Below are 19,688 nucleotides of genomic sequence, written 5' to 3'. Positions count from 1 at the left end.
GAATTCAGGTACGTCACAAAACCCCGCGCTGGCGGGGTTTTTCTTTTTGGGCCGCGGAAAAACCGGTGCTTGGCGCGGGTTGCGTACCGTGGCGATCGGCAGGGCTGCAACTGGCATGGGGTCGGAACGAGAGCGAAAGCGCGCGTTCCGGCCGGTAGAGGAGATCATGAGTCAGGCAATCAGAGCGGTCGAGTACGACCGGCCGCAAGGCGCGGTGTGCAGCGTCGGGCAGGCGTGGGCGACGGTGCCCGACGCGCCGTCGGCGGCGGAGCGCGTTGCATTGAAGGAGCGCATTCGCGCGTTGCTCAAGCGCGAGAAGGCGGTGCTCGTCGCGCACTATTACGTCGATCCCGAATTGCAGGAGCTGGCGGACGAAACCGGCGGCTGCGTGGCCGATTCGCTCGAAATGGCGCGTTTCGGTCGCGATCATGACGCACAGACGCTGGTCGTCGCGGGCGTGCGCTTCATGGGCGAGACCGCGAAGATCCTGAGCCCGAACAAGCGCATTCTCATGCCGGACCTCGACGCGACCTGCTCGCTCGACCTCGGCTGTCCCGTCGACGAATTTTCGGCGTTCTGCGACCAGCATCCCGACCGCACCGTGGTCGTGTACGCGAACACCAGCGCGGCCGTGAAGGCGCGCGCGGACTGGATGGTCACCTCGTCGATCGGCCTCGAAATCGTCGCCGATCTGCACGCGAAGGGCGAAAAGATCCTCTGGGCGCCGGACCGCCATCTGGGCAGCTACATCCAGAAGAAAACCGGCGCCGACATGCTGCTGTGGCAGGGCTCGTGCCTCGTGCACGACGAGTTCAAGGGCATCGAACTCGATCTGCTGCGCGCCGAATATCCCGACGCGAAGATTCTCGTTCACCCGGAATCGCCCGAAGCCGTGGTCGCGCTCGCGGACGTGGTCGGCTCGACCACGCAACTGATCGACGCCGCCGTGAAGCTCGACGCGCAGCGTTTCATCGTCGCGACCGATCTGGGCATTCTGCACAAAATGCGCCTCGCGGCGCCGGGCAAGACTTTCATCGAAGCGCCTACGGCCGGCAACAGCGCGACCTGCAAGAGCTGCGCGCATTGCCCGTGGATGGCGATGAACGGCCTCGCGAATCTCGCGGACGTGCTCGAACGCGGCCATAACGAAATTTTCGTCGACGCCGCCATCGGCGAGCGCGCGCGTCTGCCGATCGACCGCATGCTGGCGTTCGCGGCGGAACACAAGCGTCGCGTGCAGGCGAGCGGCGATCTCGCGCGCGACGGCGCGCTGTTCTCGAACGTGGGAGCGGCGTGATGGGTGCACTGGAATTGCTGGCCGTGGACGCGGTGTCGTCCGTGCTGCCCGGGGTGCGCGCGCAGTACGGCGCGGCGTTCGACGCGGCGATCGCGCGCAACGTTGCGGATGCGCTGAACGAAGACGTCGGCACCGGCGACCAGACCGGTCGCCTCGTGCCCGCCGACGAGATGCGCGACGCGCGCATCATCGTGCGCGAAGAGGCGGTGCTGTGCGGCGTGCTGTGGTTCGACGCCGTGGTGAAGCAGGTCGATGCGCGCATCGACGTGCGCTGGCACTATCGCGAAGGCGAGCGCATGGCGGCCAACTCGGTGGTGTGCTCGTTGCGCGGACCGGCGCGCGCGCTGCTCACGGCCGAGCGCAATGCGATGAACTTTCTGCAGCTGCTGTCGGGCGTGGCGAGCGCGACGCGCCGTTACGTGGACGCCATCGCGCACACGCAAACGCGCATTCTCGACACGCGCAAGACGCTGCCGGGTCTGCGGCTCGCGCAGAAGTACGCGGTGCGCGTGGGCGGCGGCGCGAATCAGCGCCTCGCGCTGTACGACGGCATTCTGATCAAGGAAAACCACATCGCGGCGGCGGGCGGCGTGGGCGCGGCGATGGACGCGGCGCTCGCCCTGAACGCGGGCGTGCCCATCCAGATCGAAGTCGAAACGCTCGACCAGCTCGACACGGCGCTCGTGCACGGCGCGACCTCGGTGCTGCTCGACAACTTCTCGTTCGAAATGATGCGCGAGGCGGTCAAGCGCACGGCGGGGCGCGCGCTGCTCGAAGTCTCGGGCGGTGTGAACTTCGATTCGGTGCGCACGATTGCCGAAACCGGCGTCGATCGCGTGTCGATCGGCGCGCTCACGAAGGACGTGCGCGCGACCGACTACTCGATGCGGATCGTCTGAGCGCAATAGATCACGCGCTTCCTGATGCAAAAAGGCCGCCTCGCGAGAGGCGGCCTTTTTTATTCGCGCGACGACTTACGCGACGTTGCGGTTGCGCACGCGCTCGGGCGCGAGCACGGTCGGCAGCGCTTTCGGCAGCGAATTCGGCCAGTCGCGGCTGTAATGCAGACCGCGGCTTTCACGCCGAGAGCGCGCGCTCTCGACGATCAGCGAGGCCACTTCGACGAGGTTGCGCAGTTCCAGCAGATCGCGCGTCACGCGGAAATTCGCGTAGTACTCCTGGATTTCGTCGCGCAGCAGGGAAATGCGGTGTTGTGCGCGCTCCAGACGCTTGTCGGTGCGCACGATGCCGACGTAATTCCACATCAGGCGGCGCAGCTCGTCCCAGTTGTGCGCGACCACGACTTCCTCGTCGGAATCGGATACGCGGCTTTCGTCCCAGTCGGGCAGCGGGGCGTGCGCGGCCGCTTCGAAGCCTTCGGCTTCGATCGCTTCCGCCGCCGAGCGACCGATCACGAGACATTCGAGCAGCGAGTTGGACGCGAGGCGGTTCGCGCCGTGCAGCCCCGTATACGAGGTTTCGCCGACCGCGTAGAGGCCCGCGAGATCGGTGCGGCCCGCGAGGTCGGTGACCACGCCGCCGCAGGTGTAATGCGCGGCGGGCACGACCGGAATCGGCTCTTTCGTGATGTCGATGCCGAACTCGCGGCAGCGCGCGAGGATGGTCGGGAAGTGCTCTTCGAGGAACGCGGGCGGCTGATGGCTGATGTCCAGATGCACGCAGTCGATGCCGTGCTTCTTGATCTCGAAGTCGATCGCGCGGGCCACGATGTCGCGCGGTGCGAGTTCGGCGCGCGCGTCGTGTTCGGGCATGAAACGTGTGCCGTCGGGCAGGCGCAGCACGCCGCCTTCGCCGCGCACGGCTTCGGAAATCAGGAACGACTTCGCGTGCGGGTGGAACAGGCAGGTCGGGTGGAACTGGATGAACTCCATGTTCGCCACGCGGCAACCGGCGCGCCAGGCCATCGCGATGCCGTCGCCGGTCGCGGTGTCTGGGTTCGTCGTGTAGAGATAGACCTTGCCCGCGCCGCCCGTCGCCAGCACCGTGTGCGGCGCCTGGATTGTGACCGTGCGGTCGTTCTTGAGGTCGAGCGCGTAGAGACCGTGGCAGCGGCGGCCCGGCAGGCCGAGACGATCCGAGGTGATCACGTCGATCGCCTGATGATCTTCGAGGATCGTGATGTTCGGATGCTGGCGCGCGCGTTCGAGCAGCGTTTGCACCACGGCGTGGCCGGTGGCGTCGGCGGCGTGAATGATGCGGCGATGGCTGTGGCCGCCTTCGCGGGTGAGGTGGAAACCGAGTTCGGCGGCGGCGTCCTTCGTGAACGGCACGTCCTGGCCGATCAGCCATTCGATCGCTTCGCGGCCATGCTCGACGATATAGCGCGTGGCCGCCTCGTCGCACAGGCCGCCGCCTGCGACCAGCGTGTCGTCGACGTGGTTTTCGACGCTGTCCGCCGAATCGAGCACCGCGGCGATGCCGCCTTGCGCGCGGTCGCTCGCGCCTTCGGTCATCGCGCGCTTGGCGATGATCACCACGCGGCGCGTTTCGGCCAGATTCAGGGCCACGCTCAATCCCGCCAGCCCGCTGCCGACGATCGCTACATCGAAATTCATGGTGCTGCCTCTCCGTCTCTCTTGTTCTGCGCTTTCTGCCGCCGCCGGCGGCGAGTGAAGCGGGAAGCATACTCCGATAGGGGAGCCGACGAAAAGCTACACCGTGTAGGTAGAGATCAAAAGATCGTTACGCGATGGTGAACGGACGCGCCGGGAAAACAAAAAAACCCGCTGCGAAAGCGGGGCAGAAATAACAAAGCCCCGCTCGAGAGCGGGGCTTTGAATGTCTTCGTCAGGCTCGGATCAAGATTTACTTGATCTTCGTTTCCTTGTACTCGACGTGCTTGCGAACAACCGGGTCGAACTTCTTGATCGACATTTTTTCCGGCATGTTGCGCTTGTTCTTCGTGGTCGTGTAGAAGTGACCCGTGCCTGCGGTCGACTCGAGCTTGATCTTGTCGCGGATACCCTTGGCCATGACTTACTCCTTACAGTTCGCCGCGTGCGCGCAGGTCTGCGAGCACGGAGTCGATGCCGTTCTTGTCGATCAGGCGCAGGCCTGCGTTCGAGATGCGCAGACGCACCCAACGGTTTTCGCTTTCAACCCAGAAACGGCGATTTTGCAGATTCGGGAGGAAACGGCGCTTGGTTTTGTTGTTAGCGTGGGAAACGTTGTTGCCGCTCATCGGCGCTTTCCCAGTGACTTGGCAGACACGTGCCATGAGTACACTCCTACGGAAATTCTGAGTTCGAGAGCCGCTTAAGTTTCCCAGGCGAGAAATGGCCGGAATAAGAGCGCGCTCACGTATGGATGAGAGACAACCTCGAACCCAGGCCATATTTCCCCCGGAACGCCTTGACGGGCCTTCGGAACAGGGTTGGAAATAGGCAAACCGAGAGTTTAGCAGAAAAAGCCCAGGAAAATCAAACACGATTTGCAGATCATGTCGTGCGGATGCACGACGGTCGCGGCGCCGACACCTTCCGCAAACACGCATAAAAGCGTGCCGGAACGCGCGCGGGGTGGGTGCGGCTAGGGTGCGGGTTGGTCGCGCGTCGCGGCGTTCGGCGGCCCGGCTTTCAGTCTAGTCCGTGGCGAGCAAAAGAAAACGTCTCCCGCGCGCCGATGATCATGTGATCGACGAGGCGCACCTCCACGAGCGCCAGCGTGTCGCGCAGCACCCGCGTGAGGCGGCGGTCGCTCGCGCTCGGCTGGACCGCGCCGGAAGGGTGGTTGTGCGCGACGATCAGGCTCGCGGCATTGAGCATCAGCGCGCGCCGTACGATTTCACGTGGATACACCGCCATGTGCGTGAGCGATCCGCGCGCGATTTCCTCGTAACGGATCAGGCGATGGCGCACGTCGAGAAAGAGGCAGACGAACACCTCCTGCGAGCGGCTGCCGATCATCAGTCGCAGGTAGTCTTCGACGGCGCCGGGCGAGTCGACGAGCGGCTTTTCTTCCAGCTGCTCGGCGAGCGCGCGCCGCGCCAGCTCGACCACGGCCATGAGGATGGCCGCCTTCGCCGGGCCGATCCCGCGCACGCTTTCGAACTCCTCGGGCGGCGCGTCGAGCATCGCGCGTAAGGATTTGAAGTGATCGAGCAGGGCGCGCGCCACGTCGAAGACGTTATGGCCCGGCAGGCCAGAGCCGAGCAGCAGCGCAACCAGTTCCAGATCGGAGAGCGCCGCCGGACCGGCTTCGCGCAGCCGCTCGCGCGGCATGGCGCGGCGCCTCGGCTTGGGCCCGTCGTTCCAGAGGGGCGTATCGCAGGCAATTTTCACCAATTGAATCTCCTCGTTGCGGACGTGGATGCCGCTCGCATGTGGCGTCCGTCCAGGAACTATGTGGCTTACAATGGGGCTTTTCCGCTCGCGCTTGCGCGCGACCGACCGGCGCCCGAGGGCGCGACCAGACGAAACGAGTACCGCATGAGCATCATCGATATTTCCGAGGTGAAACCGGGTTCCCACGTCACGCTGAATTACCGGCTTTCCCTCGCCGACGGCACCGAAATCGTCAACACGTTTGCCGACCGGCCCGCCACGCTGCTGCTGGGCGCCGGGCAGCTTGCGCCGCCGCTGGAAAACATTCTGCAAGGTTTGAAGGTCGGTCACCACTCCACCTTTCAGCTAGAACCCGGCATCGCCTTCGGTCAGCGCAACCCCGACTTGATCCAGCGCATCTCGCTCAAGACGCTGCGCGACAACGCCATGATTGGCGAGTCGTTCAATCCGGGCGATCTCATCGAATTCAACGCACCGGACGGCAACCGCTACGCGGGTGTGCTCAAGGAAGTGAACGAGACCTCCGCGCTGTTCGATTTCAACCATCCGCTCGCTGGCCAGGCGGTTGCGTTCGAAGTGCAAATCATCGGAATCCTGTAAAGCCCATGACCTCCACGGACACGTCTACTGTCGTCGACCGCGCTGAAGTCGCCGAAGCCGAAATCCTGCTCGCGCAGCCGCGCGGCTTTTGCGCCGGCGTCGATCGCGCTATCGAGATCGTCGAGCGCGCCATCCAGATCCACGGTGCGCCCATCTATGTGCGCCATGAGATCGTCCACAACGCGTACGTGGTCGAGGACCTGCGCAAGAAAGGCGCGATCTTCATCGAACAGCTCGATGAAGTGCCGTCCGGCAATACCGTCATCTTCAGCGCGCATGGCGTGTCGAAGGCCGTGCGCACCGACGCCGAGGCGCGCGGGCTGCGCGTCTACGACGCCACCTGTCCGCTCGTGACCAAGGTGCACGTCGAAGTCGCGAAGATGCGCGACGAAGGCCTCGACATCGTGATGATCGGCCACAAGGGCCACCCGGAAGTCGAAGGCACCATGGGGCAGGCGCACGAAGGCATGTATCTCGTCGAGGACATCGCCGACGTCGAGGCGCTGTCGCTGCGCGATCCGGCGCGCGTCGCGTTCGTCACGCAGACCACGCTGTCGGTCGACGACGCCGCCGAGATCATCGAGGCGCTCAAGGCGCGCTTCCCGGGCATTCGCGAGCCGAAGAAGCAGGACATCTGCTACGCCACGCAAAACCGTCAGGACGCGGTGAAGTTCATGGCGCCGCAGTGCGACGTCGTGATCGTGGTCGGCAGCCCGAACAGCTCGAATTCGAATCGCCTGCGCGAAGTGGCCGAAAAGCGCGGCATCCCCGCCTATATGGTGGATGCGCCCGACCAGATCGATCCGGCCTGGCTCGAAGGCAAGCGCCGTATCGGCCTGACGGCGGGTGCGTCGGCGCCCGAAGCGCTCGCGCAGAAGATCATCCAGCGTTTGAACGAACTGGGCGTGCGCAACGTGCGCGCGCTCGAAGGCATCGAGGAAAACATCGCGTTTCCGCTGCCGCGCGGGCTCGGGCAAGTGGCCTGATCGCCGCGAGCGTCTGACTATTCAGTCAGCCTCTGCATGAAGAAGCGCGCCCTTGGGCGCGCTTTTTTTATGTCCCGCCGCCGCAATCCGCCCCGTAAATAAATGGGGTTCGATAATTAAAAGTGTGCGGTGAACCACGTCGCCACGGCCGGTTGGACTAGGTGTTTTCGCTATGGGGCGGGGTCGTCGCCGGATATCTGACCCCGATAAATCGATGTCTCAATAACGATTTTTCAGCATCCGCACCAAATGCGTGCGCGAACTCAATCGCCATTTAATTGTTCATCGTGGTGCAGCCGATGCCCGCCCGATAAGGCCCCGCGCCTGGCCGTCGCAACACTTGATGTGAGTGTTGCCGATTTTTGGTGCAACTGATGCACGAAAATACGGCGCAACCCATGGTGCAACCGTCTCTGGAGTGTCTTCTCGAAAATGGTTGCAATGCAGGAAAACCCTGCCGATTCAACAATATTGCCGCCTGCATAATTGGAGTTACAATGCGCGCGTTCTGAGGGCCGGACGTCAGCGCGAGGCCCATCAGGCAAGCATTTCGGAAGGCGCAGGAGACCTGTTTAATGCAAATCGAGTTTGCTGTTGCCGCAACTGTCGCGGCTGCGGTTGCGCCGCGCAAGGCGTGGCACATCCGCGGTGCACGACGGGGCAGGGGCGCGACATCGATGACCGTTGCACTCCCGGAGGAAGCTTGTCCGCAGTTGGGACACGACGATCAGAACGGCGCAGCACGCAATGAAGCACGCGTCGCGACGTCGTCAGGGTCGGCAGACGCGCTCGTTGCACTCGCGGCTGGCACACATGTTGCATGTGATAGCCGCGGCGCGAGAGCGGTTTTTGTCGCGGTCCGAAAGGTCCTGGCCGATGCTGCCGTAAACGGTGGCGAGGCAGAGATTCTCGGCCCGATCCAGGGAGTCATGACGTATGACGTTTGCGCAGCCGGCCTCAAGGCGGGCCGCGCACGCGTCGCAGCGAATGTGACAGGTAGTTGAACCCGACGGCACCGAACCATCCGACGGTGCCGTTTTTGCATCCGCTTCCGGCGAGCCTGCCGCTGCAACACAGCGACAACGCGAACCGGGTGCGGCCAACCGTTACCGGTCTTTTACTTCAGTACCCGAAAGTGTCGTTGCGGTTCCGTAAAACATCGCCCACCGGCCGATGACAGCGCGAATCCGGTCGCACGGGCTAAGGAGCATTAAATGGATATTTTCGTCCAGCAGATCCTGAATGGGCTGGTGCTTGGCAGCATCTACGCCATCATTGCACTGGGCTACACGATGGTGTACGGGATTTTGGGCATCATCAATTTCGCGCACGGCGACGTGCTCATGGTCGGCGCGATGGTGGCGCTCTCCGCGATTACGGTGCTGCAGAATCACTTCCCCGGCCTCGGGAACATCCCCACGCTGTGCATCGCGCTCGTGATCGCCGCCGTGGTCTGCGCGTTCGTCGGGTACACCATCGAACGGGTCGCCTACCGGCCGTTGCGCCGCGCGCCGCGTCTCGCGCCGCTGATCACCGCGATCGGCGTGTCGATCCTGCTGCAGACGCTCGCGATGATCATCTGGGGCCGCAATCCGCTGGCCTTCCCGCAGCTCATCTCGACCGATCCGATCAACGTCATCAAGCCGTCCGAGACCGGCGTGGGCGCCGTGATCTCGCCGACCGAAATCGTGATCATCGTGGTCGCGTTCCTCGTGATGGCGGGCCTGCTGATCCTCGTGCACCGGACCAAGCTCGGCCGCGCGATGCGTGCGATCGCCGAAAACCCGGCTAACGCGAGCCTGATGGGCGTGAACCCGAACTTCGTGATTTCGGCGACCTTCATGATCGGCTCGGCGCTCGCGGCGCTGGCGGGCGTGATGATCGCGTCGGAGTACGGCAACGCGCACTTCTACATGGGCTTCATCCCCGGCATGAAGGCCTTCACGGCCGCGGTGCTGGGCGGTATCGGCAATCTCGGCGGCGCGATGGTCGGCGGCGTGGTGCTCGGTCTGATCGAGCAGCTCGGCGCGGGTTACATCGGCAATCTGACCGGCGGGGTGTTCGGCAGTAACTATCAGGACGTGTTCGCATTCGTCGTGCTGATCGTGGTGCTCGTGTTCCGTCCGTCGGGGCTGCTGGGCGAACGTGTCGCGGATCGCGCATAAGAGGGAGTAGATCAACATGACTTCAATTCAACCGATCGAGCCGTCGACGACGCTCATCCCCGAGAAGAACACGACGCGCACGTACGCGATCGGCATCGTGACCGCGATCGTCGTGGCCGCGCTGCCGTTCGTGGTGGGCGCAACGGGCGGCAACTACTGGGTGCGCGTGCTCGACTTCGCGATGCTCTACGTGATGCTCGCGCTGGGCCTGAACGTGGTGGTGGGCTTCGCCGGCCTGCTGGATCTCGGCTATATCGCGTTCTACGCGGTGGGCGCCTACACGGCCGCGCTGCTGACGTCGCCGCACCTGACCTCGCAGTTCGCGTGGATCGCCAGCATGTTCCCGGGCGGCCTGCATACGCCGTACTGGATCGTGATTCCGTGCGCGATGGCGTTCGCAGCGATCGCGGGCATTCTGCTCGGCGCGCCGACGCTGCGTCTGCGCGGCGACTACCTCGCGATCGTGACGCTGGGCTTCGGGGAAATCGTTCGTATCTTCATGAACAACCTCGACCGTCCGGTGAACATCACCAACGGCCCGCAGGGCATTACCGGCGTCGCGCCGCTGCACGTGTTCGGCTTCAATCTCGCGCAGCCGCACGAGTTCCTCGGCTTCACGTTCACGTCGGTCTATATGTATTACTACGCCTTCGTGATCTGCGCGCTGCTCGTGATCTGGGTGTGTACGCGTCTGCAGCACTCGCGTATCGGCCGCGCATGGGCCGCGATCCGCGAAGACGAAATCGCCGCCAAGGCGATGGGCATCAACACGCGTAACGTGAAGCTGCTGGCGTTCGCGATGGGCGCGTCGTTCGGCGGCCTGTCGGGCGCGATGTTCGGTGCGTTCCAGGGCTTCGTGTCGCCGGAATCGTTCACGTTCTGGGAATCGGTCGTGGTGCTCGCCTGCGTGGTGCTCGGCGGCATGGGCCACATCCCCGGCGTGATTCTCGGCGCCGTGCTGCTCGCGATTTTCCCCGAGTTCCTGCGCTCGACGATGGGCCCGCTCCAGCACATGCTGTTCGGCCATGAAATCGTCGATACGGAAGTGATTCGCCAGCTGCTTTACGGTCTCGCCATGGTCGTGATCATGCTGTATCGCTCGGAAGGCCTGTGGCCGTCGCCGAAGCACGAAGACAAGATCGCGAAGATCGCCAAGCGCGGCAGCAAGAAGCCGGTGCGCGCCTGATTGCGAACAGGAGAGGAACAGAACATGAGCAATAAATCCATCCGCCTGTCCGTGAAGGGCGTGAACAAGCGCTTCGGCGGCCTGCAGGCGCTCTCCGACGTGGGCCTGCAGATCGAGGAAGGCACGATCTACGGTCTGATCGGCCCGAACGGCGCGGGCAAGACCACGTTCTTCAACGTGATCACCGGTCTCTACACGCCCGATTCGGGCGAGTTCAAGCTCGACGGCGAAGCCTATACGCCGACCGCCGTCTATCAGGTGGCGAAGGCGGGCATCGCGCGTACCTTCCAGAACATCCGTCTGTTCGGCGGCATGACAGCGCTCGAAAACGTGATGGTCGGCCGTCACGTGCGCACGAAGCACGGCCTGCTGGGCGCGGTGTTCCAGACGCCTTCGGAGCGCAAGGAGGAACGCGAGATCAAGGAACGCGCGCTCGAACTGCTCGAATACGTGGGCATCGCGCAATACGCGGACTACACGTCGCGCAATCTCTCGTACGGCCACCAGCGCCGTCTGGAAATCGCGCGCGCGCTCGCAACCGATCCGAAGCTGCTCGCGCTCGACGAGCCGGCGGCCGGCATGAACGCGACCGAGAAGGTCGAACTCACGCGCCTGCTCGACAAGATCCGCGCCGATGGCAAGACCATCCTGCTGATCGAGCACGACGTGAAACTGGTGATGGGCCTGTGCAACCGGATGACAGTGCTCGACTATGGCAAGGTGATCGCCGAGGGTCTGCCGCAAGACGTGCAGAAGGACCCGAAGGTGATCGAGGCGTATCTGGGTGCGGGGGTTCACTGATGTCTACACCGGTTCTGAAAATCAAGGGCCTGCAGGTCAACTACGGCGGCATTCAGGCGGTCAAGGGCGTGGACATGGAAGTCCGCGCGGGCGAGCTGGTCACGCTGATCGGCGCGAACGGCGCGGGCAAGACCACGACGATGAAGGCCATCACGGGCCTGAAGCCGTACGCGTCGGGCGACATCGAGTACATGGGCCAGTCGATCAAGGGCGTGCCCGCGTATGAACTGCTCAAGCGCGGCCTCGCGATGGTGCCGGAAGGCCGCGGCATCTTCGCGCGCATGTCGATCCTCGAAAACATGCAGATGGGCGCGTATCTGCGCAACGACAAGGACGGCATCCAGAAGGACGTCGAGCGCATGTTCGGCTTCTTTCCGCGCCTGAAGGAACGCGCCACGCAGCTCGCGGGCACGCTCTCGGGCGGCGAGCAGCAGATGCTGGCGATGGCGCGCGCGATCATCAGCCGTCCGAAGCTGCTGTTGCTCGACGAGCCGTCGATGGGTCTCTCGCCGATCATGGTCGAGAAGATCTTCGAAGTGGTGCGCACGATCTCGTCGGAAGGCATCACGGTGCTGCTGGTCGAGCAGAACGCGCGTCTTGCGCTGCAGGCGGCGAATCGCGGCTACGTGATGGACTCCGGTCTCGTGACGATGGAAGGCGAGGCCAAGCAGATGCTCGACGATCCGAAGGTGCGCGCGGCGTATCTCGGCGAGTAAGTGGGCGAGTGAACGAACGCGCTCCTCGCGGGCGCCGATAAGACAAAAGCCGCATGGGTTGCGAAACCCATGCGGCTTTTTCTTTGTGCCGAAGGCAGTCCTGACGGCGAGGCCGGCCGCGCTCAGGCGAGCGCTTCGGACTCCTGCACGGCAAGACGCTTGCCGAGACTGATTACGGCGTCGGCGCGATAGCCGAGGCGGTCGTAGAACGCGAGCACCTCGGGCTTGTCGGTGAGCACCTGAAGGTTGAGCTTCAGGCAGCCCATCGCGGCCAGCGCGCTTTCGGCGTGCCGCACGAGCCGCGTGCCGAGGCCGAGACGACGCGCCTCGGGCGCGACCGCGACCGAATACAGCCAGCCGCGATGTCCGTCGTAACCCGCCATCGCCGAGCCGACGAGCGCGCCGTCTGCCTCGCCGTCGCGCCGGATGGCCACGAAGAACAGCTCCGGCTGCGTGCCGAGCTTGTTCGCGATCGAGCGGCGCGGATCGCGATGCGGACGGCTCGCGTCGTTGTACTCGGGAAACGCCTCGCGCCAGAGCGCGAGCACCGCTTCGGTGTCGGCTTCGGCGAAGGCGCGGATCGTGACGGTCATCGCATGGGCTCCGTGCTGGGCTGCGTGTGCTTACAGCGAGTCGAGGATGGTGCGCAGCATCGCCATCATCTGGTCGATTTCCTCGGTCGTCACGTTCAGCGCCGGCATGAAGCGCAGCAGGTTCGGGCGCGCCGCGTTCAGCAGCAGGCCGTCGGGCTGCATGTCGCGCGCCTTGTCGACGATCGCCGGGCCGATGTCCTTGCCGAGCATCAGCGCGCGTAGCAGACCTTCGCCGCGCTCGCCCTCGAAGCCGCGTTCCGCCGACAGTTCGAGCAGCTTTTCGCGCAGATATTCGCCGCGCGCGCGCACGCCTTCGAGGAAGCCCGGCGCGACCAGTTGCGAGATCACCGAGTAGCCGGCGGCCGTCATCACCGGATTGCCGTTGTAGGTGCCGCCCTGATCGCCGGCTTCGAACACGCAGACGTCCTTTTTCGCGAGCAGCGCCGCGAGCGGCACGCCGCCGCCGATGCCCTTGCCGAGCGTCATGATGTCCGGCTCGATGTTCGACAGTTCGTAGGCGAACAGCGTGCCCGCGCGGCCGCAGCCGGTCTGCACTTCATCGACGATCAGCAGGATGCCGTGCTTTTGCGTGAGCGCGCGCAACTGCTGCATGAATTCGCGCGTAGCGGGGATCACGCCGCCTTCGCCCTGGATCGGCTCGAGCATCACGGCGACCGTCTTCGCGTTGATGAGCTTCTCGACCGACGCGATGTCGTTCAGATCGGCCTTCGGGAAACCCGGCACCTGCGGTGCGTAGATCGTGTCCCAGCCCGGCTTGCCGCTCGCCGACATCGTCGCGATCGTGCGGCCGTGGAAGCTGTGGTCGAACGTGATGATCTCGAACGCGCCGTCGCGATGCTTTTTGCCCCACTTGCGCGCGAGCTTGATCGCGCCTTCGTTGGCTTCGGCGCCGCTGTTGGCGAAGAACACCTTGTCGAAGCAGCTATGCTCGGTGAGCAGGCCCGCGAGACGCGCCATCGGCTCGTTGTAGAAGGCCGGCGACGGATTGATGAGCAGGCGCGCCTGCTTGTCCATCGCTTCGATCATGCCGTCGTTGCAGTGGCCGAGGCTGTTGACCGCCCAGCCCTGAATGAAGTCGAGATAGCGCTTGCCTTCGTTGTCGTAGAGCCACGACCCCTTGCCATGCGTGAAAACGATTTCGGGCCGGTTGGTGATGTACATCAGCGACTCGATCGGGTACTCGGAAAAATTCATGGCAACGGGCTCCGCGCTGGGGCTGCAAAAAGGGTTGAGAACAGGTGAATGGAACGGCAGAAAAACAAAAAGCCACGGACTGGCCGTGGCTTTCGTGATTCGAACTTTCCTGTGCGTTGAACGATGCAACGCGCGTCCGTAACTAAGCCAGGCCCTAAAGGTGGGGCGAGCGGCGACGTCGGAGAGCGGACAGGAGGCGGTTCATGGGCGCAAGAATACGACAAGCCGAACGGCGATGTAAACCATCAATGTGCCGAATCTCGCCGATCGGCCGAAGAATTTTTCGTGATGGCGGCCGCGGCGGCGGGCCGCCGGACCCGCGGGATTGGGCCGGATTGCGCGGAATTGCGCGCGCAACGAGCCGTTACGCGCGCATCGGCAGGCGTTTAGACCGGATTCGCGAGGTCGGCGGCGCTCGTGAACGAGTCCGCGTAGAACTCGTCTTCGGGCAGGCCGTGATGCTGCGTGAAATCGCGCTGCGCCGACTCGACCATCACCGGCGCGCCGCACGCGTAGACCTGATGGCCGGACAGATCGGCCAGATCCTCGATCACGGCGCGGTGCACGAAGCCCGTGCGGCCGGTCCAGGCGTCCTCCGCGGCGGGCTCGGAGAGCACCGGCACGAAGCGGAAGTTCGGGATGTCCTTCGCCCACTGCTCGGCGAGTTCCAGCAGATACAGGTCCTTCTTCTGGCGCGCGCCCCAGTAGAGCGTCATCGGGCGGTTCAGGTTCTTGTGAACCGCGTGCTCGACGATCGCCTTGAGCGGCGCGAAGCCGGTGCCCGACGCGAGCAGCACGATGGGCTTGTCCGAATCCTCGCGCAGGAAGAAGGTGCCGAGCGGCGCTTCGAAGCGCAGGATGTCGCGCTCTTTCATCTGCGTGAAGACGTGGTCGGTGAACTTGCCGCCGGGCATGTGGCGGATGTGCAGTTCCAGCGGACCTTCCTCGTGCGGGGCGCTCGCCATCGAGTAGCAGCGGCGCGTGCCGTCCTTGAGGATGAATTCGAGGTACTGGCCGGCCAGATACTGGAGGCGCTCGTTGGCGGGCAGTTGCAGCCTGAGCACGATGACGTCGTCGGCCTTGCGCTCGATCGCGGCGATGCGGGTGGGCAGCTTGCGCACCTGCATGTCGCCGACGCCCGCCACTTCGCGGATGTCGATTTCGAGGTCGGTCTGCGCCGTCGCGCAGCAGAACAGCGCCATGCCGCGCGTGCGCTCGTCGTTCGACAGTGCCGACGCCGCGTGCGCGCGCTGCTCGACTTCGCCGCTGCAGACCGTGCCCTTGCACGAGCCGCAGGCGCCGTTCTTGCAGCCGTAGGGCAAGCCGACGCCTTGACGCAGCGCCGCGTTGAGGATGGGTTCGTCGGGTTCGACCTGGAAGGTCCGGCCGCTTTGCTTGAGCGTTACGTTGAATGCCATGTTCGAGAAAGCCAGTCTGTGATCGGTAATCCGGAGCGTGGGGTGGAGCGGTGCCCTCGCATCCGTGCCTCGGCGGCTAAAATGGTTCCACCATGATTGCCACACGAAATCTGCGCCGTGCGCGCATTCTCATCGTCGGCAGCGGCGACGTCGGTCTGCGCTGTGTCGACCAGTTGCGTGCGCGGCCCGCACGCCCGCGTGTGTTTGCGCTCGCGCGTCGCGCCGAGCGCGCCGACATCCTGCGTGCCGCGGGTGCCACACCCGTGGCGGGCGACCTGGACGCACGCGCGAGTCTTGCGCGCCTTGCCGGGCTGGCGGACGTCGTGCTGCACCTCGCGCCGCCTCCGAAAGACGGCGATGGCGACCTGCGCACGCGGCGCCTGGTCGCGGCGCTCAAGGCGCGGCGACGTTCCGCGGCGCGGCCCGCAACGGCCGGACAAGCGACCTCCATTGTACCCGAGCGTACCGGGCGAGCCTCTCGCGCGACCCCTGCGCGGCCCCGGCTGGTGTACGCGAGCACGACCGGTGTTTACGGCGATTGCGGCGGCGCGCGCATCGACGAAACCCGCGCTCCGCGGCCCGCGAACGCCCGCGCCAAGCGACGCGTGGCCGCCGAGCGGCTGCTGCGGCGGGCGACGGCGCGCGGCGCGATGAGCGCCACCATCGCGCGCATTCCGGGCATTTACGCGGCGACGCGCCTGCCGCTCGCCCGGCTGGAGAAACGCACGCCGGCGCTGCTCGACGCCGACGACGTCTACACGAGCCACATCCACGCCGACGATCTGGCGGCCATCATGCTGCGGCTCGCCACGCACGGACGCTCGGCGCGTGTGATCCACGCGTCGGACGATAGCGAAATGAAAATGGGGACGTATTTCGACCGGGTCGCCGATGCGTTCGGCCTCGCGCGAGCGCCGCGCGTCAGCCGCGCGCAGGCGGAGCGCGAGCTCGATCCGGTCCTGCTCTCGTTCATGCGGGAGTCGCGGCGGCTCGACAATGCGCGCCTGAAGCGCGAATTGCGCGTGCGCCTGCGTTACCCCGACGTGGATGCGTTCCTGCGCACGCTACCGCCGCGCCCGTGAGCGGGCGGGCGGCATGGCGCAAGCGTGCCGTTCACGTGATGGCCGGCAGCGCCTCGAGCAGGAGGAAGCAGAACAGGGCGCCGATCAGCGCGCCGATCAGGTTCGGATGATAGCGATGCCGCAAATGCATCCACGCCAGCAGGCCACCGATCAGGATCGCCCCCAGTCCCACGAAAAGCATCAACACGATTGGAATGTCGTATGTGCCGTTGATGATCATGATGCCCCCTCCTTGCAACTTGTAATCGTTGTTTAAACGAGTATAGGGCGCTTTGTCAGCAACAGCATGCTGCGGCGCGGCAAAAAAGGGGCCGTTTCGCGCGCCCATGCGGGGCAACGCTCCGAGCGGCGGGGCGGCGCGGGCGCGCCTGTGGTTTACCCCTTGTTGCGCAGTGCGTCGAGCGCGGCGGCATCGAGCCAGCGCCAGGTGCCCGGCGCGAGATCGTCGGGCAGCGCGTAGCCGCCGATCCGCTCGCGATGCAGCGCCTCCACGCGGTTGCCGGCCGCCGCCACCATGCGCTTGACCTGGTGATATTTGCCTTCGAGCACGCTCAGTTCGAGCGTGTGCTCGCCGCGCGCCTGCGCCGAGACCGCCGCGCTGGGCTCGCGCTCGCCGTGCAGCAGCACGCCTTCGCGCAGCGCGTTCAACTGCGTGTCGTCGATCGGGTGCTTCGTGGTCGCGATGTAGAGCTTCGGCACCTTGCGCTTCGGCGACGTGAAGGCGTGCACGAACTGGCCGTCGTCGGAGAGCAGCAGGAGGCCGGTCGTGTCCTGATCGAGCCGGCCCACGCACTGCACGTTGCGCGCGGCGAATGGCGGCGGCAGCAGGTGAAACACGCTCAGATGATGCTGCGGATCGCGCGAGCATTCGTAGCCCGCGGGCTTGTTCAGCACGACATACGCCTGCGCGTGGAACGGCCATTCGGCGCCGTCGACGCTGAACACGAGCCCTTCGGTGTCGAAGTCGGCGCCCGGGTCGTCGCACGGCGCGCCCGCGACGGCGACGCGTCCTTCCGCGACGAGCGAGCGGCACTGGCGGCGCGAGCCGAAGCCCTGGGTGAAGAGAATGCTTTCGAGATTCATGACGTGACGCTGGCGGCGGAAAACGGCTGAGGGCTGCTGCAAACCGCAGCATTTTAGCGACTGCGCGCCGCTGCGCCGTTTTCTTACGCGCTCCCGAAGATGACGACCGCCTTGCAGCCACTGTCGAATTCGCTTGCGATGCTGTTCGCTTAACGACGTGTTTTGCGCGGATGGCGTAACGTACCGCGATGAACCGGTACGCGCCGCGCCCCGCGCGGCGGCCTCCGTAGCCCGTTCACATTCCCCCTTTTCTCGAGCGTAGCGCGCCCGGCACCGCGCGCTGGCCGCTGCGCGCGGCAACCGATACGGAGGACAGTATGGCGAAGACGATCGCGGATCATCTGGCGAAGACACTCGAAGCAGTCGGCGTGGAACGCATCTGGGGCGTCACCGGCGACAGCCTGAACGGGCTGTCGGCCAGCTTGCGCAAACTCGGCACGATCCGCTGGATGCACACGCGTCACGAGGAAGTGGCCGCCTTCGCGGCCGGCGCCGAAGCCGCCGCGACCGGCCGGCTCGCGGTCTGCGCGGGCAGTTGCGGTCCCGGCAACCTGCATCTGATCAACGGACTCTACGACGCGCACCGCAACCGCGCGCCCGTGCTCGCGATCGCCGCGCACATTCCGTCGACGGAAATCGGCCTCGGCTACTTTCAGGAAACGCATCCGACCGAACTGTTCCGCGAATGCGCGCACTACGTCGAACTCGTGACGAACGCCTCGCAGTTTCCCCGCGTGCTCGACACGGCGCTGCGCACGGCGATCGACCAGAAGGGCGTCGCGGTGATCGTGCTGCCGGGCGACGTGGCGCTGCTCGACGCGCCCGAGGAGGATCCGACCTGGGCGCAGACGTCGCGGCCCGCGACGCTGCCCTCGTCGGCGGACATCGACCGGCTCGCCGATCTGCTCAATCGCTCGGACGCCGTCACGCTGTTGTGCGGCAGCGGCTGCAAGGGCGCGCACGACGAAGTGGTGGCGTTCGCCGATGCGCTCGGCGCACCGACCGTGCATGCGCTGCGCGGCAAGCAATACGTCGAATGGGATAACCCGTTCGACGTGGGCATGACCGGGCTGATCGGCTTCAGCTCGGGCTATCACGCGATGATGTCGTGCGACACGCTGGTGATGCTGGGCACCGACTTTCCGTACCGCAACTTCTATCCCGCCGACGCGAACATCGTGCAGATCGATCGCGACGCCGCGGCGCTCGGCAAGCGCGCGCCGCTCACGCTCGGCCTCGTCGGCGATGTGCGCGAGACCTTGCGGGCGCTCGCGCCGAAGCTCACGCGCAAGACCGATCGCCGCTTTCTCGAGCGTGCGCGTGCGCATTACGCCGACGCGCGCAAGAGTCTCGACGACCTCGCGCGTCCGGCGCCCGCGGGCAAGCCGCTGCATCCGCAATACGTGGCCGCGCGCGTCGATGCGCTCGCCGAGCCCGATGCGATCTTCGCCGTCGATGTCGGCACGCCCACGCTCTGGGCCGCGCGCTATCTGACGATGAACGGACGCCGCCGTCTGCACGGCTCGTTCAATCACGGCTCGATGGCGAACGCGATGCCGCAGGCGCTCGGCGCGCAGGCCGCGCACGCCGGACGCCAGGTGATTTCGCTGTCCGGCGACGGCGGCCTCTCGATGCTGATGGGCGATATTCTTTCCGCGCGCCAGCTCGATTTGCCGATCAAGATCGTTGTCCTGAACAACAGCTCGCTCGGGTTCGTGGCAATGGAGATGAAGGCGGGCGGCTATCTGGAGACGGGCACGGATCTCATCGCGACCAATTTCGCCGATATCGCCAGGGGCGCGGGGATTTTCAGCGTGCGCGTGGAAACCTCGGAAGCGCTCGACGACGCGCTGCGCGCGGCGTTCTCGCACGACGGCCCGGCGCTCGTCGACGTGGTGACGACGAAGCACGAGCTCGCGATGCCGCCCAAGCTGCAATGGGCGCAGGCGAAGGGCTTCAGTCTGTACATGCTGCGCGCGGTGCTGAGCGGCCGTGGCGACGAGGTCGTGGAACTGGCGCAGACGAATCTGCGCTGAACGCGCCGCCGCAGAAACGACAAAGCCCCGCGAGAGCGGGGCTTTGTGCGTGGATTCTGGTGCCTCGGGCCGGAATCGAACCGGCACTCCTTTCGGAACCGGATTTTGAGTCCGGCGCGTCTACCAATTTCACCACCGAGGCAGTTTTCGGGGGTCTGCAGGACAGACACGCGAAGTAGCCGTAAATTATGACGCAAATCGGCGCC

Annotated in this window: 19 protein-coding genes and 1 tRNA gene; 10 read left to right on the top strand and 10 right to left on the bottom strand. The window is 65.2% G+C overall.

Annotation, left to right across the window (positions count from 1 at the left end):
* The first annotated feature begins 166 nt into the window (after positions 1 to 166).
* Both nadA and nadC read left to right on the top strand, forming a co-directional pair.
* Entirely contained in the window at positions 167 to 1,297 is a 1,131-nt protein-coding gene (gene nadA / locus BMY06_RS15705) for a quinolinate synthase NadA (RefSeq protein ID WP_074984013.1), read from the top strand.
* Positions 1,297 to 2,196: a carboxylating nicotinate-nucleotide diphosphorylase gene (gene nadC / locus BMY06_RS15700; RefSeq protein WP_074984012.1), complete on the top strand. Its 900-nt coding sequence runs from the start codon at positions 1,297 to 1,299 to the stop codon at positions 2,194 to 2,196. Before nadA ends, nadC begins: the two co-directional genes overlap by 1 nt.
* Before the next feature lie 75 nt (positions 2,197 to 2,271).
* On the opposite strand, the gene nadB is transcribed toward nadC, so the two are convergent.
* The 4 genes from nadB to radC all read right to left on the bottom strand — a co-directional run bounded on the left by nadB (position 2,272) and on the right by radC (position 5,601).
* Positions 2,272 to 3,873 (bottom strand): L-aspartate oxidase, encoded by a 1,602-nt coding sequence (gene nadB / locus BMY06_RS15695; protein ID WP_065058116.1) that lies wholly within the window; start codon positions 3,871 to 3,873, stop codon positions 2,272 to 2,274.
* A 250-nt stretch (positions 3,874 to 4,123) separates the two neighbouring features.
* A complete protein-coding gene (gene rpmG, locus BMY06_RS15690; protein WP_027817504.1) occupies positions 4,124 to 4,291 on the bottom strand; it encodes a 50S ribosomal protein L33 in 168 nt (55 codons plus the stop codon).
* Positions 4,292 to 4,301: 10 nt separating this feature from the next.
* Entirely contained in the window at positions 4,302 to 4,535 is a 234-nt protein-coding gene (rpmB, locus tag BMY06_RS15685) for a 50S ribosomal protein L28 (RefSeq protein WP_027794135.1), read from the bottom strand.
* Between the two features lie 358 nt (positions 4,536 to 4,893).
* A complete protein-coding gene (gene radC / locus BMY06_RS15680) occupies positions 4,894 to 5,601 on the bottom strand; it encodes a RadC family protein (protein WP_231957440.1) in 708 nt (235 codons plus the stop codon).
* A gap of 144 nt (positions 5,602 to 5,745) precedes the next feature.
* Between radC and BMY06_RS15675 the strand changes: the two genes are divergently transcribed.
* From BMY06_RS15675 to BMY06_RS15650, 6 genes are all read left to right on the top strand, one after another.
* Positions 5,746 to 6,201 (top strand): FKBP-type peptidyl-prolyl cis-trans isomerase, encoded by a 456-nt coding sequence (locus tag BMY06_RS15675; protein WP_065058298.1) that lies wholly within the window; start codon positions 5,746 to 5,748, stop codon positions 6,199 to 6,201.
* Positions 6,202 to 6,206: 5 nt separating this feature from the next.
* Entirely contained in the window at positions 6,207 to 7,187 is a 981-nt protein-coding gene (gene ispH / locus BMY06_RS15670; RefSeq protein ID WP_065058117.1) for a 4-hydroxy-3-methylbut-2-enyl diphosphate reductase, read from the top strand.
* 1,214 nt (positions 7,188 to 8,401) lie between these two features.
* Positions 8,402 to 9,352, top strand: a complete 951-nt coding sequence (locus BMY06_RS15665) for a branched-chain amino acid ABC transporter permease (protein WP_065058118.1) — start codon at positions 8,402 to 8,404, stop codon at positions 9,350 to 9,352.
* A gap of 16 nt (positions 9,353 to 9,368) precedes the next feature.
* Positions 9,369 to 10,538: an ABC transporter permease subunit gene (locus tag BMY06_RS15660; RefSeq protein ID WP_065058119.1), complete on the top strand. Its 1,170-nt coding sequence runs from the start codon at positions 9,369 to 9,371 to the stop codon at positions 10,536 to 10,538.
* A 24-nt stretch (positions 10,539 to 10,562) separates the two neighbouring features.
* On the top strand, positions 10,563 to 11,339 hold the full coding sequence (locus BMY06_RS15655) for an ABC transporter ATP-binding protein (protein WP_065058120.1): 777 nt from the start codon (positions 10,563 to 10,565) through the stop codon (positions 11,337 to 11,339).
* A complete protein-coding gene (locus tag BMY06_RS15650) occupies positions 11,339 to 12,055 on the top strand; it encodes an ABC transporter ATP-binding protein (protein ID WP_065058121.1) in 717 nt (238 codons plus the stop codon). Before BMY06_RS15655 ends, BMY06_RS15650 begins: the two co-directional genes overlap by 1 nt.
* Positions 12,056 to 12,177: 122 nt before the next feature.
* Here the strand turns inward: BMY06_RS15650 and BMY06_RS15645 are convergent, their stop codons facing one another.
* From BMY06_RS15645 to BMY06_RS15635, 3 genes are all read right to left on the bottom strand, one after another.
* Positions 12,178 to 12,648, bottom strand: coding sequence for a GNAT family acetyltransferase (locus tag BMY06_RS15645; protein WP_065058122.1), 471 nt, complete (start codon positions 12,646 to 12,648; stop codon positions 12,178 to 12,180).
* Between the two features lie 30 nt (positions 12,649 to 12,678).
* Positions 12,679 to 13,863 carry an acetylornithine transaminase gene (locus tag BMY06_RS15640; protein ID WP_065058123.1) on the bottom strand — a complete coding sequence of 395 codons (1,185 nt, stop codon included), beginning with the start codon at positions 13,861 to 13,863 and terminating at the stop codon, positions 12,679 to 12,681.
* A 386-nt stretch (positions 13,864 to 14,249) separates the two neighbouring features.
* On the bottom strand, positions 14,250 to 15,281 hold the full coding sequence (locus BMY06_RS15635) for a CDP-6-deoxy-delta-3,4-glucoseen reductase (protein ID WP_074984010.1): 1,032 nt from the start codon (positions 15,279 to 15,281) through the stop codon (positions 14,250 to 14,252).
* 92 nt (positions 15,282 to 15,373) lie between these two features.
* Here BMY06_RS15635 and BMY06_RS15630 point away from each other — a divergent pair, with 92 nt between their 5' ends.
* A complete protein-coding gene (locus tag BMY06_RS15630) occupies positions 15,374 to 16,363 on the top strand; it encodes an NAD-dependent epimerase/dehydratase family protein (RefSeq protein ID WP_074984008.1) in 990 nt (329 codons plus the stop codon).
* Between the two features lie 31 nt (positions 16,364 to 16,394).
* Here BMY06_RS15630 and BMY06_RS15625 read toward each other — a convergent pair whose 3' ends face one another.
* Both BMY06_RS15625 and BMY06_RS15620 read right to left on the bottom strand, forming a co-directional pair.
* Complete coding sequence (locus tag BMY06_RS15625) at positions 16,395 to 16,583, bottom strand: hypothetical protein (RefSeq protein ID WP_065058126.1); 189 nt, start codon at positions 16,581 to 16,583, stop codon at positions 16,395 to 16,397.
* Positions 16,584 to 16,738: 155 nt separating this feature from the next.
* On the bottom strand, positions 16,739 to 17,446 hold the full coding sequence (locus BMY06_RS15620) for a pseudouridine synthase (protein ID WP_065058127.1): 708 nt from the start codon (positions 17,444 to 17,446) through the stop codon (positions 16,739 to 16,741).
* Between the two features lie 317 nt (positions 17,447 to 17,763).
* Here BMY06_RS15620 and poxB point away from each other — a divergent pair, with 317 nt between their 5' ends.
* Complete coding sequence (gene poxB, locus BMY06_RS15615; protein WP_074984007.1) at positions 17,764 to 19,482, top strand: ubiquinone-dependent pyruvate dehydrogenase; 1,719 nt, start codon at positions 17,764 to 17,766, stop codon at positions 19,480 to 19,482.
* A 57-nt stretch (positions 19,483 to 19,539) separates the two neighbouring features.
* Here poxB and BMY06_RS15610 read toward each other — a convergent pair.
* A tRNA-Leu gene (locus tag BMY06_RS15610) sits at positions 19,540 to 19,624 on the bottom strand.
* Between the last annotated feature and the right edge of the window lie 64 nt (positions 19,625 to 19,688).

Origin of the sequence: Paraburkholderia tropica, from assembly GCF_900109265.1 — a bacterium.
Lineage (GTDB): Bacteria > Pseudomonadota > Gammaproteobacteria > Burkholderiales > Burkholderiaceae > Paraburkholderia > Paraburkholderia tropica.
The sequence above is the reverse complement of the archived record's forward strand: the minus strand, read 5'-3'. Positions and strand labels throughout refer to the sequence as shown.